This is a genomic window from Deminuibacter soli (assembly GCF_003412455.1).
In the GTDB taxonomy this organism is placed as follows: Bacteria; Bacteroidota; Bacteroidia; order Chitinophagales; family Chitinophagaceae; genus Deminuibacter; species Deminuibacter soli.
On the sequence record NZ_QTJU01000008.1, the window covers coordinates 139,320 to 155,101 of the forward strand.

Annotated in this window: 12 protein-coding genes; all 12 read right to left on the bottom strand. The window is 40.9% G+C overall.

The window, feature by feature from the left end; genetic code table 11:
* Window positions 1-3: 3 nt before the first annotated feature.
* Window positions 4-1,119, bottom strand: coding sequence for a GDP-mannose 4,6-dehydratase (gene gmd / locus DXN05_RS18995; RefSeq protein WP_116848865.1), 1,116 nt, complete (start codon window positions 1,117-1,119; stop codon window positions 4-6).
* A 96-nt stretch (window positions 1,120-1,215) separates the two neighbouring features.
* Window positions 1,216-2,052, bottom strand: coding sequence for a glycosyltransferase family 2 protein (locus DXN05_RS19000; protein ID WP_211330101.1), 837 nt, complete (start codon window positions 2,050-2,052; stop codon window positions 1,216-1,218).
* 58 nt (window positions 2,053-2,110) lie between these two features.
* The gene (locus DXN05_RS19005; RefSeq protein WP_116848866.1) at window positions 2,111-2,701 is read right to left on the bottom strand and encodes a DapH/DapD/GlmU-related protein; all 591 of its coding nucleotides are present in this window, start codon (window positions 2,699-2,701) and stop codon (window positions 2,111-2,113) included.
* A gap of 2 nt (window positions 2,702-2,703) precedes the next feature.
* Window positions 2,704-3,501: a glycosyltransferase family 2 protein gene (locus tag DXN05_RS19010; RefSeq protein WP_116848867.1), complete on the bottom strand. Its 798-nt coding sequence runs from the start codon at window positions 3,499-3,501 to the stop codon at window positions 2,704-2,706.
* A gap of 48 nt (window positions 3,502-3,549) precedes the next feature.
* Window positions 3,550-5,304 (bottom strand): DUF4091 domain-containing protein, encoded by a 1,755-nt coding sequence (locus DXN05_RS19015; RefSeq protein WP_116848868.1) that lies wholly within the window; start codon window positions 5,302-5,304, stop codon window positions 3,550-3,552.
* Window positions 5,301-6,485, bottom strand: a complete 1,185-nt coding sequence (locus DXN05_RS19020; protein ID WP_116848869.1) for a hypothetical protein — start codon at window positions 6,483-6,485, stop codon at window positions 5,301-5,303. Before DXN05_RS19020 ends, DXN05_RS19015 begins: the two co-directional genes overlap by 4 nt.
* Complete coding sequence (locus tag DXN05_RS19025) at window positions 6,482-7,762, bottom strand: EpsG family protein (protein ID WP_158559339.1); 1,281 nt, start codon at window positions 7,760-7,762, stop codon at window positions 6,482-6,484. Before DXN05_RS19025 ends, DXN05_RS19020 begins: the two co-directional genes overlap by 4 nt.
* Window positions 7,755-9,053 carry a glycosyltransferase gene (locus DXN05_RS19030; RefSeq protein WP_116848871.1) on the bottom strand — a complete coding sequence of 433 codons (1,299 nt, stop codon included), beginning with the start codon at window positions 9,051-9,053 and terminating at the stop codon, window positions 7,755-7,757. Before DXN05_RS19030 ends, DXN05_RS19025 begins: the two co-directional genes overlap by 8 nt.
* A gap of 7 nt (window positions 9,054-9,060) precedes the next feature.
* The gene (locus tag DXN05_RS19035; RefSeq protein WP_116848872.1) at window positions 9,061-10,491 is read right to left on the bottom strand and encodes a flippase; all 1,431 of its coding nucleotides are present in this window, start codon (window positions 10,489-10,491) and stop codon (window positions 9,061-9,063) included.
* Window positions 10,492-10,524: 33 nt separating this feature from the next.
* Entirely contained in the window at window positions 10,525-11,586 is a 1,062-nt protein-coding gene (locus DXN05_RS19040) for a lipopolysaccharide biosynthesis protein (protein ID WP_116848873.1), read from the bottom strand.
* Between the two features lie 92 nt (window positions 11,587-11,678).
* Entirely contained in the window at window positions 11,679-14,123 is a 2,445-nt protein-coding gene (locus tag DXN05_RS19045) for an SLBB domain-containing protein (RefSeq protein WP_147313992.1), read from the bottom strand.
* A 548-nt stretch (window positions 14,124-14,671) separates the two neighbouring features.
* Window positions 14,672-15,691 (bottom strand): glycosyltransferase family 2 protein, encoded by a 1,020-nt coding sequence (locus DXN05_RS19050; RefSeq protein WP_116848875.1) that lies wholly within the window; start codon window positions 15,689-15,691, stop codon window positions 14,672-14,674.
* Window positions 15,692-15,782 lie beyond the last annotated feature (91 nt).

The following is a 15,782-nucleotide window of genomic DNA, read 5'->3' on the forward strand; positions in this document are numbered from 1 at the left end:
TTGTTATTCGAATTGATTTTTTACTTTAAAGCCTGCTTCCTGCAGCAGCTTTTCTTTTTTAAAGAGATCTACATCTGCGTGCACCATTTCATGTACCAGGCCTTTCAGATCGTATTTCGGCTTCCAGCCAAGTTGTTTATTCGATTTTGAAGGATCACCGATCAGTAATTCTACTTCAGTAGGCCTGTAATAACGGGGGTCTATCGCCACTACTTCTTTACCTGCCTCAAGCTGATATGCAAGATTGCTGCATGATACAACATAGCCTTTTTCATCGGCGTCTTTACCTTTGAACTCAATAACAATACCCAGTTCAGCAAATGCCAGGCGGATAAATTCACGTACTTCCGTTGTTACACCCGTAGCAATTACATAATCTTCCGGTTTATCCTGCTGCAATATAAGCCACATGGCTTCTACATAATCTTTTGCATGGCCCCAATCCCTTTTGGCATCAATATTACCCATAAACAGCTTATCCTGCATGCCCAGGGCAATTTTAGCTACCCCACGGGTAATTTTCCGTGTAACAAAAGTTTCGCCGCGCAGCGGGCTCTCGTGATTAAACAATATGCCATTGCAGGCATACATGCCATAGGCTTCACGGTAATTAACCGTAATCCAGTAGGCATACAATTTGGCTACCGCATAAGGCGAGCGGGGGTAGAAAGGCGTTGTTTCTTTCTGCGGCACTTCCTGCACCAGGCCGTATAGCTCAGATGTAGACGCCTGGTAAATTTTCACTTTTTTAGTCAGCCCCAGCAATCGCACCGCTTCCAGGATACGCAGGGTGCCAATACCGTCGGCATTGGCAGTATACTCGGGCGTATCAAAGCTCACTTTAACATGGCTCATTGCGCCCAGGTTGTATATTTCATCAGGCTGCACTTCCTGGATAATGCGGATGAGATTGGTAGAATCCGTAAGATCTCCATAATGTAGCGTAAAGCGCACATTTTTCTCGTGCGGATCCTGGTATAAATGATCTATGCGCTCGGTATTGAATAGGGAGCTTCTTCTTTTAATGCCGTGTACCTCATAGCCTTTTGACAAAAGTAACTCTGCCAGGTAGGCTCCGTCTTGACCAGTAATGCCTGTTATAAGTGCAATTTTCTCCATAAATAAAAATTAGATAAAAATATCGTATTCCTGTATCTGATTGTTTACATCGAGTGTACGTTTTATAAGCAAAATTCTGCTTTGTATATCGCGTTGCTAAATCACAGTACTTTTATTAAGATTGGAAAGTACCTGCTTGTTAACAATCTTTCTTTCTTTGTCAAAAAACCAACCCCATTTATTAAAGTAGCTTATTGCCGATTTCAGGTGTATTTTTAAGAGAGTTTTATTTTGATATGATTCTTTTTTGTGCCCATGGGTAATAGATACAAACGGATAACATATAGTTTTGGAAAAACGGTGTATTCTTCTTACAAGATCATAATCTTCTAGGTACATAAAATAGCGAGGATCAAACAATCCTGATTTTTTTAATACATCAGTCCTGAGAAACATGAAGCAACCCGACAAGCAAGCAGTATCCAGAATAGTATTGTATTCAAACGTATGAAGCTCATACCGCATATTGCTATTTTTAACCAGCGATGCAGGAAAAAACCTTCTTCCTATTAAATCAAAAGGTGTAGGCAACAGCTTACATAAACGTTGCAAAGACCCATCTTCATAACATACTTTCGGCATCACCAAACCTACTTCTTCATGATTATCCATAAAATCGTAAAGCGTACTCAGTACATTGCTCTGAAAAGAAATATCAGGATTGACAACCAGGTGGTACTTTATCCCTCTTTTACTGCTTTCTTCAAGGCCGATATTGTGCGCAGCTCCATAGCCCAGATTGGCATTATTAAATATATATTTCACCCTTGGATCATTGGTGCAAGTCTTTAAATCATCAGTCGGTGAATTATCAATCAGCAATATGAATATCTTTTTGTTGCATCCGAAAATATCGGACAACAACTGCTGGATCGCATCGCGCTCAGATTTATATAATACGATCGAAACGGCAATGTCAATATCACTCTTCATAGGCCAAATCAGTAGATGGTTTGCAGCCGGCCATAACCGGTAAATACATGATAAAAAACTACACAGATTCCCATACCTGTGTTTCCATATTAAAAACTTTCACAACTTTTGCAGGGCTACCTACAGCAATTGAATAAGGCGGAATAGAGCGCGTTACCACAGATAAGGCGCCAATAACGCAACCGGCACCAATAGTAACACCCGGCAACACGCATACCGATTCACCTATCCATACATTGTCTTCAATTCTTACCGGTTTTGAGGGCAAGGGCCTGTTTGCCGGAATAGAAAGCGGTGAATCGCTGCTCTCAAGTGTATAGCTGCCGTGATTATGGTCTGAAATAAAAACCTTACTTGCAATAAGCACGTTATTGCCGATTGTAAGCGATTCTACAGCAGAGATATGAACGTAATCGTTAATCTGTACATTATCTCCTATCGCCATGCAGGTACCAGATGCTTCACTACGTGGAAATACCTCAATCCTGCAGCCATAGCCGGTTGTGAAGTCTTTCCCTATTCTTATAAACTTCCTGTTTCTTATATCAAACGGAACTCTGATAAGGCGAGCCTGCGGAAAGAAAATCTTCGTGTAAACAAGCGACAAAAAAACTCGTAACGCACCAAATAAACCGTATCGTTTTAGCATACTTATCGTAATTTGACAATTAGGATCCGTCTTACATATTTAGCCAGCGAATAAGTTACCAAAAATAGATATTCAAATTTACCAATAACACCCAGGTTCAGCCCGTCGCGCATATTTTTAAGCTCGCCTTTTTCCATTCCCTTCATATTTGAGGAAAGACCGGAAAAACCAAAATGAGGCTTACCGCCACCGGTTATTACAAGGCTTTCATTCTGTAAAACACAGTGATGACTTTTGCTTACACGTATCCAGTAATTTCCTTCTTCTGCATACCTTTGCGTTTCATCAAAAAAGCCTACTTCCTCCAGAATTTTCTTTTTGAAAATAACCGTTGGCGTAACAAAAAATGTTCTGTACAACAGTATTCTTGCTGAAATTGGCGTCAGGTAATCAAATTTTTTCCAAAGAAAGCGGGTGTATTTTTCACCATTCCTGGCAGAGCCAAGGAAATCGATACTACTGTCTTCAGTTAATACCTTTATTTGCATTTCAAGCTTGTGCGGCAACCATTCGTCATCAGCATCCAATAAAGCAATGTAATCACCCGTTGCTGCACGCATACCGGCGTTGCGGGCTGTAGATACGCCACCGTTCTCTTTTACTATCAGTTGAATACTGAACTGCGTGTTTTTACTTATTATTTCCCTGACGATTGCCTCAGATGTGTCAACCGAGCCATCATTAACAATGATTAATTCCCAATTTTTATAGGTTTGTTTAAATACTGAATCAATTGTTCTTGCTATTGTTTTCTCGCTGTTGTACATCGGAATAACAACAGACACCTTGGGAAATTTCATCTTTTAAAATAAAAAAAGTTTGGCCGGTTAATAGTTAATACGCCTTGCTTATTTAGACAGTGCCACCAATAGTTGCTTATGAATAGCAAGTATGGTGGCCGCATCTGTATTGTAATTATCGTAACTCAATACAATTTTGTTAACAAGCACCTGTGCAGCCGCGGCATTTTGCTTCTGCAACATGCGCAAAAGTGTATAATCATTTATACCGTCGCGCATGGTTTCAAACCGTATAGAACTCAACACTTCATTATTGCCAGGATATACAATCCATGCGTCGCCTGCCGGCAAGCCATCTGAACCCGATTTATGCTGCATCAGCAGGTTATCATCCCAGAAGTTAAAACCCCAATGCAAATAGCCTGATGCATTGTATTTAAAATTGATCCAGTGAAGCAATCTAACCTTTGCCAGGGGCAGCTCTATAAACCTGTTGGCATAATTACCTTGCGGGAAAGCCGATGTATAAAACCAAACAGTTTCGTTATAGCTGCGGCGCCGGTTCTCGAAAAAGGCAGCGTTCTTGTCAAAAAAATCGAGCTGCGGAACCCATATATCCACGTATCCTGCAACTTTTGTTGTTTGCACTGCATCAATAAATTTCAGGTTACAGGTTAGCTGCGCCCTGATAAATTTGCTGATGCTGATATAAGAATCTGCATTTGCATCAATTGGTTCGTCTGCAATATGCTGTATGTATATCTTATCCCATCCTTTCTCTTTCAAATGTGCACACAATGCAGGCATAAATGCCTTATAAAATTGTTGTACATCAGGGTTACTTAGATCCTGCAACCCCACACCCCAAGTGCCATTCTCCTGGTGAGGAAACAACATCCTGAAGTTACCTTCCCAGCCATTCCCCCTTAAAGCAAGTGCCCCGCCTTCAATAAACTTCAATTTTGTATTAGCCTGCAGCGTGCCTGCTACTTTGTCAAAAAACGAAAAATCAAAGCCCCACTTGTTGCCATCTCTTTTATAAGTCACCAAATGCACAGGACTCAGGTAAAAAACATTTTGCCCGTGTGCGGACATGATTGCTGCATATTTTTTCAGATATCCCCAATACAACTCAGAATTATAAGGCACATCTGCACCGGCATTCATCCTTTTGAATGTTTTCTTGTACTCGTTTTGTGGCGTTTCAAATGCAAACCAGTTACTAACACTCAATATATCATCCTTGCTCAAAACAACCGGGTACACTTTTACAATAAAGCGCCTGGTTAACATAAATGACTGCCCCTTGTATTTACCCGTGAATGTTACCGAGCATTTATAGTCCCCAGTTTTGGCATTGGCACCAACCGGAATACTGATCCAGCAGGGCTGGTTTTGATTTGCTGTAATTTGTTTGCAGGGAAATGAGTATAGCGGGTCTGGGTATTCATTGTCGTGCGCAGGCAAAAAATCGCGCGATCGTTTATCGGCAAATATCATAGCGCGAACAAACCCTTCATAGTACGCACGTGCACCGGACAGGATATCCTTGTTTTGTTCGTTGCTGTTAAAGTGAACGTCAACATCGGTAATATCTTTGTCGCCGTTAATAATGTACTGTAAAGAAGCTACTTCACCTTTCGCCACATCAATTACAGGAAGTGTATCGGTTTTCCCAAGATTGCTCTCTCTAAATATTTTCTCCAGCGAATGCTGATAACTGATAGTAATGCCGCTTGCATGCGCTTCGTTAAGCTGGCAAGATGCACTTGATACGCCAATAAAAATAGCAGGCAAAGCAAATAAAGTTTGCACCCATACTGCGATATGCCTTGTTGTTTTTATTTTATTAAAAAATATCATCTGTTGCCTTTGATAAAATCAATAAACCCTTTCTGCCCTACAAGCTGATCTTTCACATATTCTATAGAGAACTGGTGCTTGTAATCAGCAATCGTGTTTCTCATGTCATCATATTCATCCTTTGATACTTTCCCGTTCGTTATATCTTCGATTAATGCGGTCATTTCATTTAAATCATTACACAGGAAACCCATTCTCCCCGCCGCTTTCGAAAAAATATACGAAAACCCTTCCGTTTTTAAAGCGATGACAGGGATTTCATGATTAATAGCATCCAATATTGCGCCACTGCTGCAAAACTTGTAGTGTTCATCGCTATAGAAAAATACCGCATAATCCAGTTCCTCAATTTTTTTATCAAACTGTTCCTTGCTAAGCATTTCCCCGGCAGTATTGCCACCTTCTACATAACCGTTAGAAAAATCACTGATATTAACAGCCATACCAACCAGCGAGAAATGCAATGCACCGTTCGAAATGTATGTTGCCAGGCGTTGGGCTACATCAAAAATGTAGTGTGTATGCTTCTCCTGGCTTGCTACGCCTATGTGACCTATGCGTACAGGTTTTCCAGGTTCTTTATGCAAACTGTGCTTTTTAAAAAAATAGGGATGATTGATCCAAAAAAGCTCGTTGCTGTTTAAATAATGCTCTTTTATTAAATTATTGCTTATTGGGAACGAAAGTGCGAGGTATTTAACGTTTTTTCGTTTTATCCGGAAACTGGCTTTAAAACACTTGCCCAGCAAATTGCGCATGCCTGTTTTATTCTGCTGTATAAAATCAACATCGCCGTGCAATGTGATCAATACGTTTTTGCCTTTCCATAAAAACCCAAAAAACTTAACAAACACACTTGTTACGGGAGACAATGAAGAAAAAATAACAGTCTCTTCTGTAGAGCTTGCGCAAAGCAGCCTGAATGATTGAATTATTTCGAACCCGATCTTTTTTATCCAATGTTTGCCGCCCACTTTTGCAGGTACAGTTAAGGCTTTCAATGTAACGCCATTGGCGTCCTCTTCACCGTGTGATATGCTGTATGCGTTAGTTTGATGACTATCGGCAATGAAACGAACAGCTGTAACATCAGCGAGCTGCGTACATATTTTCACCAATGATGCGTTAAATATATAATGCTCCTTACCAGCCCTGTAAAAATCAGCAACTACAATCTTCATTCCTGCCTTATTGTAAAACTTAAAAAATCTATCACGTTAGATGTTACCATGTTTAGTAAAGAGTTATTGAAATAGGAATTGGCATAGTTAACATCCTCAGAAGTTTGCACAGACAATAACTTGAAATTAGAATAGGTAAAAAAGGCTGAAATCAGCAATACAAGAAAATACTTTTGATCTCTGGCTATTTTGGTACTCAACAATAAAATAACGGCAAGAATATAAAAGGGGAATAAGCCATAAATATACCTCACAAAATTGTGCACATTGCCATGATTAATTAACAACACGCACAATACCAGACACAAAATATTAAGCATATTCCTGATCGCCGGTGCATTCTCATCAGTTGTTGGCGCTTTTTTATAATAATAGTATGAAGGCAAAATGCTTAGCAGAAATACAGCAAAGCAGCTGTAATGCCTGAAGCTGATTGACCAAACTTCAACATTCTCATACTCTTTAACCCTTGATAATGCAGCGTCTCCCACAATCGGAGAAAGCACTACAGACAGTATTACATTAAGATTGAAAAAAGCCAGCAGCACACTCGTCATCAATATTACTAACATCCATTTTGCAATGTTTTTTTTCTCATATACAAAATAAATCCATGCGACCATTAAAGAGGAACTGTGAACAAGCAGTGAGATGACCAGGTATAAGAAAGCACGCTTTTCTTTAAGCAATTTCTTCATCAGCGCATAGGTAAATATGGCGATGGACGAGCATTGTTTAATAATTTCTGTTACCGTAAAAAACGGAATGATGCCTAATACAACGATACCTATAATACCGATATACATCCATGATGCAATATCTATTTTCAGATATTCCATCGCTTTTATCACAGAGAGCGTTGTAAAATAATAAGTGATAGTAACCCAAACCAATACAAGTATCTGCGGGTTGTGCGGAAATATCCTGGACAACACGAAATTTACCAGGTAAAAAATCGGGTTACCTCCGCCATCTACTACAAATAACACCAGGAAACTGGAAAAACTATTGGTATCACTGAGCAGGTTATAACCGTTATGGTAACGTGAAATATCAGTGGGATCAGGACCTATTGATTGGCCGGTGTAGGCAATAAGCCCGAAGCTTAGTGATACCAGCAGTATAAAAAATTGCTGTTTTTGATTCCCGGTAACGATCAGATAACCCAGAATCGCAAAAATGCTCAATACCGGCGCTATAAACCAAACCAGTATGATTGAAGCGCTCAGCAACAGCAGCGTTTGTTTTTCCGATATGTTGGCAATTGCTTTAGTCACAATAGGTAAAATCGACGGGATGATATGTTAAGTTCGGATTTCGCTTTCCTATTTCACGTGCAGGCACACCGGCTACAACAGTGTACGGTTCAACAGGCTTGGTTACAACCGCCCCTGCGCATACAACTGCTCCCTGCCCTATTACCACATTGGGTAAAACAGTTACCCTTGTGCCCAGCCAGGCATAATCCTGGATCTGAATTTCTCCGGATCTGTAGCTGAATGTTGCAGTGTTATAATCGTGGTCGGCGGTGATCAGAAAACAATCCTGTGATATAGAAACATTATCGCCAATCTGCAGCTTGCCTCTGCCGTCTAAATGTACCTTTCTGTTTATCGTGGTATTGGATCCAATGCTTATTTGCCTGCCAAAAACCTGTACCCCCAGGTGTATGCTTGAATTTTGCCCCAGTTTTATTTTGAGTATACGGCGGTAATAAAAATGCCGCAGCGAATAAAATGGCACAACATTCAGCACATAATTTGGGAAATAACTATAAATAAACTGTATTATAAAATGAAGCGGCTTCGCAAGAAAACTTTTTTTCAGAAAGTTCTTTGTGTACAGTTTAAATTTTAATTTAGAATAGTAAGCTCTTTTCGACGGTGTTGCATCTCCATACTTTTTAATTATGTAGAGATTGTCGTTTAAGCATTTGAGATAATTGTTTGATACACCGTCTTCCTGGAACAGCAGTATCGTTTCTTTTACTTCTACAAACTTATGCCCACGCTTATAACTTTTATAGATAAAGTCAAAATCAGCAGATACTTTTAAATTCTTGTCGCTTACATCAAAAGCATATTCCTGCATAATTGCAGTTGGCGCAAATAAAGCGCCATGCCTGAAATTGGGTCCTCTCCATATATCATCCATCCCATAAGGCACGTGCTTATCAAATATATTCCCGTTTGCCTTATAATATTTGGAGCTGCCGTATATAAAATCCCTTTCATCAAAACTGCTGTTGCCAAATACATGCTCAACAGTTTTGGGTGAAAAAAATGTATCTCCGCAATTCATGAATATAATCCAGTTTCCAGTGGCTTTAGCAATGCCTTTATTCATTGCATCATATATGCCCTTATCCGGCTCGCTCACCCAGTAACCAAGCTGGTTCGATATGCTTTTGATTACATCGGCTGTTCCGTCTTTTGAACCACCGTCAATAACAATATATTCAATGTTTTTGTAGGTTTGGTTTAAAACACTATCCAGTGTTGCCTTTATATTTTTAACATCGTTGTAAACAATGGTAATTACAGAAATTATTGGCTCGCTTATAATCATACCCTGCTTATTTTTTTCTGATGTTAACGGATCTTACCAGGTTTTCATTTCTGAAAACAAACAGCTGCAATACGCCATACACTACAACCGAGGCGATTATAGTAATACCGCATCCCCAGAAAATATTCTTTACAATCATCCGGCTTAATATGGCAATGGGAAAAAACAGTAATGATGAAAGCAGTGATTGTATAAAGAGCCGGAAATCGAAATCAATTTTTATCACTCTCCTTGTAAAAAAGAACAGGCAGATCAATACTATTATTTCAGTGAGCACATTGGCTACTGCTGCGCCATTAAATCCATAAAATCTGATCAGTACAAAATTGGCGATCAGGCTAAAAACAACCCCTCCCAATACCGAAACAGTAACGTATTTGTCGCGGCCTGCAGGCGTTAATGTTTGCAATGCCAAAACATTACTCAACGCAATAATCAATATTGCAGGCGCAAAAAGCTGCATGGTTGTTATAGCCGGAACAAACTGCGCACCCGAAAAAATGACAACCAGCTCAGGAGCAACTGCTATTAAACCTACGGTTATTGGAATACCTGCAAGGATGATGAAATTTAAACTTTCCTTTATCAGTCTTTTTGCCTCAGCTAATTGATTCTCTTTAAACGCCTGTGAAATTTGTGGAATTAATACGGTACCCAGCGATATCAATAATGGAATAACTAATTTATTCAACCTGCTGGCAGCAGTGTAGTACCCTACAGATTCATCATTGGTAAGAAACCCAAGAATGATGGTGTCTAAAATTGTGTAAATGCTCACTGCCGCAAAAGTGCTGAATATAAAAAACAGCGGCAACAAGTGCTTCTTAATGTCTTTGATTACAATGGGCGACCTGAATAGGAAAGCCCGTGCAGACCATATATTCCATAAGTTGTTTAATACCACAGTACCAACGATAATCCACAGGTAGTTGATTTTATCATTTCCTGTTCTAACAAGAAAAAATAAAGCAACCAACGATATTGCTTTTACAATTACCGAACGTAAGGTGATAAAGCGGAATTTCTCCAATCCTGAAAAGAGCCAGTCCACATTACAAAAACTTAAAACAAGTGTTGCACAGGCAATCAGGTAGTAGGTAAAATCTTTGAATAACGATGGTACTATGCACACAATTGCCAGGTAAACCATCGACATAACCAGTGATGTGGCAATGTTCAGGATAATCAGCTGAGAAATAAAGCTGTTTAAATCAGCAGCATTTTCACGCCGTTTCGCTACTTCTCTAATCCCATATACCGGAATACCTAAACCAGCCACCAATACAAAATACTGAACGAAATTTGATACAAATTGAACCTTTCCTATTCCTTCGGGTCCTAAAATGCGCGACGCATAAGGAAAAGAAATGATGGGGAATAAAATATTACTTGTAGTTAGTATGGTATTGTAAACGAAGTTTTTTCTTACTGTTGCCACAGTTTATGTCTCCCTGCAATAATGCAAATTCTGTTAAATGGTCTCCTTTGTATCGATAGTAAACATTCTGCGCATTAAAAGATAGCCGGCAGTTAAAACTAATGCAAGCAATATTCCTATTGCTCCTGTTTTAGCCTTACTTGTTTTTACCTTAACGAGCGGCTGGGACGGAGCATCTATTACCTGGTATAAAGGCATCTCTTTTTGCAGTGTAATTTTTGCTATTTCCAGGTTTTTAACCACTTCTCCGTAAGCAGTTCCCAATACCTGGGTTTGTACCTGCCCCTGCTGAATGGGCGCTCTCCTCACCTGTAACGCAGGGTTCAAATTAAATGTTTCATCTACCTTGTTAGCAGATGAGTAGATGGCTCCTCCAAGCTTTTCACGCAAACTGTCTGCTTCGTGTTGCAACATAGCCAGGTTATCGTGAGCAGTTTTTGTTTTGGTTTCGATGTACATTTTGGCGGCTTCATCCACTACATTTTTGGTTAAATGTATAGACACTGCTTCAACAGGAGAGTTTGTGGTAACCTGGTAAAAACTTAGCTTTTTATCAGGTTTATTTATGGTAAGATATTGCTTTACTATATAAGTATGGATTACGGTAACTAAGCTATCCTGAACTCCATTTACGCTATCAGCAGATCGTGGAAACGGAATAAACTGCTGCAGATATTTATCTTTTGCCCATTTTTTAAAGAAAGGTCCTTTTTCACCTATAATATTAATAAGTGTCTCATTGGCTTCGGGAACTGTTTTAAAAATGGCCCCTTTAATAATCCTGCGCGATTTCAGCAGCTCAATAATATTTTCGCCTTCAAAAGCGCCATTGCCACCGCTAAGCGCTCCCATATCAAGACCGAACTGGCCTGCCAAACTTGCCAGGCCGCCTGAAGGCTTTGAATCATTCGACAGTACAAATGTTAGTCCTCCCGTATAAACAGGTTTTTGCAATACCGCATAGACTATTCCCAGGCCGCCGCCTATAATGCCGAAAATCAAAAACACCACCCATTTAGACAACAAATAGCGAACTACATTAATGATCTTTAGCAGCAGGTCTTTCAAAGAAACTTCATCTTGCTCTGCCTTCATATATTTATAAATGTTTGCCCTACGCGGTTATGCCGGTAAACAAGCCAACTGTTTAGGGTAGTTAATTCGATGAAATGATATTATAGGGCTTGTTAATGAACGTTATTGATTAATGTTACGATCACCAAAGCAATAGACGCAACCGCACTGGCAATGCCTATCAGCTCACCTGAATTATTTTTGCGCGGCGGCTTACGCGGTACCACCACTTCCGATCCTGGTTTAACTTTTGGATAAGTCTTAATAAAAAGGAAGTGTTTGGTAGCCTTGGCGCTTCCATTAGCATACAGCACATAAATTTTCCGGCGTATTACATCAGGGGCCAAACCGCCGGCAGATGAAATGTAGTCTTTCACCGTATAATTGTTGCGGTAAGGAATTTGTGTTGGCAGCAATACGCCACCACTCACTTTCACTTCTGCATCAAATTTGGGTACAATAATCTCATCCCTGGGCTTTAATACGATGTCTTCGGTCGAGTTGGGTTTCGCCATAATTGCAGGCAAATCAAGTGGCAGCTGATCAAATTCGTCTTCAATCAGTGCGCGTTTTGAAGTATCCAGCAAAGCCTGTTGCAATTTGGCAATTTTCATCCTCTTAAGCTCACGCTCTTTCTCAGTAGGATAACGTTTCAGATAGGCTCCTTCCACGTAAGCTTCGGGTGTAAAACCACCTGCACGTTTAATAACACTGCTTACACGTTCAGAACGGTCGGCAATTACATAAGGCCCGGGGTATTGAATTTGTCCGGACATGATTATCGACTCCTGCTCTCTTGGACCAGGCTTGCGGCGGATGGTTACAATATCGAAAGGACTCAGCTGTACGTTTTTACTTTGGTCGCTTAAGTCGCCGCCATTGTTTAATTCTATAATATCACTGGCTCTCACATCACTGGCAGTAAGTGTGTCCCTGCGCAGTAAACGCGCTACTTCTATCCGCTGCGGGTAAGCTGCATCGGTAAAGCCACCTGCCAGTACAATCAGATCTTTCAGTGTTAAGCTGTCTCCATATCCATATACACCGGGCACACGAACTTCTCCCAGGATGGTTACTTTGTACTCATCGCGCAGGTCGAAAATTGAAGAGATAATCACCTCATCTTCCCTTTTCAATTCCACATTGTCTGCTGCTGAGCCATTCAATGCCGCCTTAATGTTGAAGGTGATTACTTCTTTTGAAAAATCTTCCTTCAGGCGAACAACCTGCCCCCTGCCGCTAAAAGCTTCTTCTTTCAGGCCGTCTGCACGACGAATCAAGTCCGCCACATGCATGTCAGGTTTCAATTCATATGAAGCGGGGCGGAAAACAGCACCTTGTATGGTTACACGATTGCTGAAACGTTTAAGAATTTTGCCAATTTCATATACGTCGCCTGCCGCAGGCATAAACGAAGCATAATCCGCTGCCAGTACATCCTTAATCTGTCGCTCCTTATCAGTATACCGGCTCACCGTAACCGATGCCTTATACGCAGTATCTGTAAAACCTGAAGCGAACTCCAACAATCTTGCAAACGATTCGCCAGGAAGTACTTCAAAATATCCGGGGCGTTTAACCTCACCTTTCAACTCTGTTCTTGTAGTATATGCAGGAATGCGAATAACATCATTGTCTTTTAAGCGCACATTATCACTTTGGTCGCCATTCACGAGAAAGCGGTATAAATCAATGGTACGTTCCACTTTATTATTACGAACCAGTTCTATTTTGCGGAAACTGCCGTTTTTATTAGGACCACCAGCCAGGTATAACGCATTGTACACAGAACTGAGTGAAGACAGGGTATAGTTACCAGGAATATTAGCGCCGATCACGGTTACATGCAATCCCCGCACGCCACCAATATTTACCGCCAGCTTAGAGCTGCCGGAACGCAGGCTTCCATAAGCTGTAGATTCCATTATCTGCTTAATTTTAGCAGTAGCTTCCTCAATAGATAATCCTGTTATTCTCACCTGGCCTACATTCGGAATTTTTACATTTCCCTCCTTGGTAACCTCGGTGCTGATGGAAGTTTCCTGGACACCATAAACTGTAATGTCCATATCATCGCCCGGGCCCAAGATGTAATTAAAAGGTGTAGCTATGCTGTTGCTATTAGGATTGAATGTCAGAGAGGTATTATTGAAAAGTTCTGCACCAAATATTTTAGGATCAATGAAAGTGCGTACCGAAGTGTCGCGGTACAAACTATCATAATTATTGTTACGACGATGACGATTAGACAAGCTATCTGTTTTTCCCTGTTTCTGGGTTCCATTTGTTCCAATAGCACCCTGGGAAAGACGTGCTTTGAGTTTATTGGCTTCTGCAGAAGGAAGTCCTTTTGCTACAGCTATCTGCAATGCCTGATCAAGTGTATAACCTGAAGATTGTAACTGCTGCTGCAACTGCTGTATCTGCGCATCAGAAAGCTGATCAACATGTACTTGGGTTAAGTCATTCATCTTCAGGATATCCTGCGCTTTGCTTTCCACCGAAAACACGATCATCGCCACTATAATTAGATAGCGCAAACATTTAATCATCTTCATTACTTCAGTAGTTTCAAATTTATACAGCTCCGCCACCTCACCCACATATGTGGCCAAGCAGTTAAGTGCTTATGAGAGAAGCACTTTAGATCAGGGCATATTAAGCCCCAACTTAAATTGCGCAAATATATACCTTAGCCCTGCAATTGCAAATTTAACCTTATCCAAATGGAGAAACATATTCAAATAACTGATAATCAGCCAATTGATTGTTTTTGAGGCAGATTACGTTCATTTTATTCGCCTACTATAATACGCATTTTGGAGCCTTAATGTGAGTTCGGTTACAGATTTCTTTGATAAATAGAATAACAGGCAAATTAAACGCCATTGCCTGACTTGTATACCGGCTGGATTTTTGTCCGGGATTCCCTGGTAAATAGCCCCTGTTTACCGGAGAAGGCTTGGGGTAGGCCTGCCCGGCACTGCTCTGCCTGCAGCACACAAAAAAGCAGCACTGGCGTGCTGCTAAGCTGGTAATATATGCGCTACTGATAATAACATGCGCACAACCCGGGAAAACGATGGGGACCGCAGCCCCACTCAGGTTACACTTTCCCCGAAGTAAATTTCAATGATAATTTATACCGCCAGATGCTTACATAATCAGCCGGACTGAATATAGACCGCGCACTCCGCAACACCATACGGCTTTTACGGAAAGATGACTTCGAGCGTTTCATCAGTTCATTAAAACAGCCCATCAGCACTACCTGCAGGGCGGTTTTATTAAAGTAATGTGTTGCCTGGTTGGCTTTGTATACCTTCTCCATCCAGCGCAGATACGTGAGCAGCTGTTCCTCAGTGCTTACATCAACCTCGCGAATGGCCAGTGCGCGGTGCGTTGCCAGGTCGCTTTCATTGTAGTTAATTTTCAGTTTATCCAGGAAATCTTTGTATACCCGGTAATGTATTTCATCCAGCACCTTGCGATTGCTGTCTTTCAGCACCGACACATTTGAATCGTGCACCCGGTATTTCAGCAACACTTTGGGTACATTGGCCAGTTGAATTACGTCTATCGCTTTTGCCCACAAACCATAGTCTTCTGCATTGGTAAACGATTCGTCGTATTGCAGGTTGTGCTCTACAAAACGCTGGCGCCTGAACATGACTGAGGGATGGTAGATGCTGTTGAGAAAAAACAAATGCGCTTTAATCAAATCGTGTTTCTCTGAACATTTTGAAATCATTTGCTGTGCACCAAACACTTCTACCCAGGTACCGCAGAAATCAACTTCAGGATGTGCATCAAGATAGGCTACCTGCATTTCAAAGCGCAGCGGATGGGCAATATCATCGCCATCCATGCGGGCTACCAGCTCACCCTGGGCCAGTGCCATGCCTTTGTTCAGGGATTTTACCACGCGCAGGTTTTGTTCATTGGTAACTATACGCAGCCTGGGGTCGGTAAAGTTCCCCAGCACTTCCAGTGTTTTATCGGTAGAAGCATCGTTGATCACAATCAGTTCAAAATCGCTGTACGATTGACTGAGTATGCTTTGCACAGCTTCTCCAATATACAGTGCACCGTTGTATACGGGTAATATTACGCTTATTCTCGGCATAGGAGGACTATATTCGTTTGTGAACGTTATCTGTGTTTTTCGTATCAGCCTGTCAATTGTTCCATTTCCCTGTACCGCTCTTTTTACAGTT

Coding starts and splice junctions, on each gene's coding strand:
- gmd (WP_116848865.1), bottom strand. CDS start 1,119: ATGGAGAAAATTGCACTTATAACAGGCATTACTGGTCAAGACGGAGCC.
- DXN05_RS19000 (WP_211330101.1), bottom strand. CDS start 2,052: ATGAAGAGTGATATTGACATTGCCGTTTCGATCGTATTATATAAATCT.
- DXN05_RS19005 (WP_116848866.1), bottom strand. CDS start 2,701: ATGCTAAAACGATACGGTTTATTTGGTGCGTTACGAGTTTTTTTGTCG.
- DXN05_RS19010 (WP_116848867.1), bottom strand. CDS start 3,501: ATGAAATTTCCCAAGGTGTCTGTTGTTATTCCGATGTACAACAGCGAG.
- DXN05_RS19015 (WP_116848868.1), bottom strand. CDS start 5,304: ATGATATTTTTTAATAAAATAAAAACAACAAGGCATATCGCAGTATGG.
- DXN05_RS19020 (WP_116848869.1), bottom strand. CDS start 6,485: ATGAAGATTGTAGTTGCTGATTTTTACAGGGCTGGTAAGGAGCATTAT.
- DXN05_RS19030 (WP_116848871.1), bottom strand. CDS start 9,053: ATGATTATAAGCGAGCCAATAATTTCTGTAATTACCATTGTTTACAAC.
- DXN05_RS19040 (WP_116848873.1), bottom strand. CDS start 11,586: ATGAAGGCAGAGCAAGATGAAGTTTCTTTGAAAGACCTGCTGCTAAAG.
- DXN05_RS19045 (WP_147313992.1), bottom strand. CDS start 14,123: ATGAAGATGATTAAATGTTTGCGCTATCTAATTATAGTGGCGATGATC.
- DXN05_RS19050 (WP_116848875.1), bottom strand. CDS start 15,691: ATGCCGAGAATAAGCGTAATATTACCCGTATACAACGGTGCACTGTAT.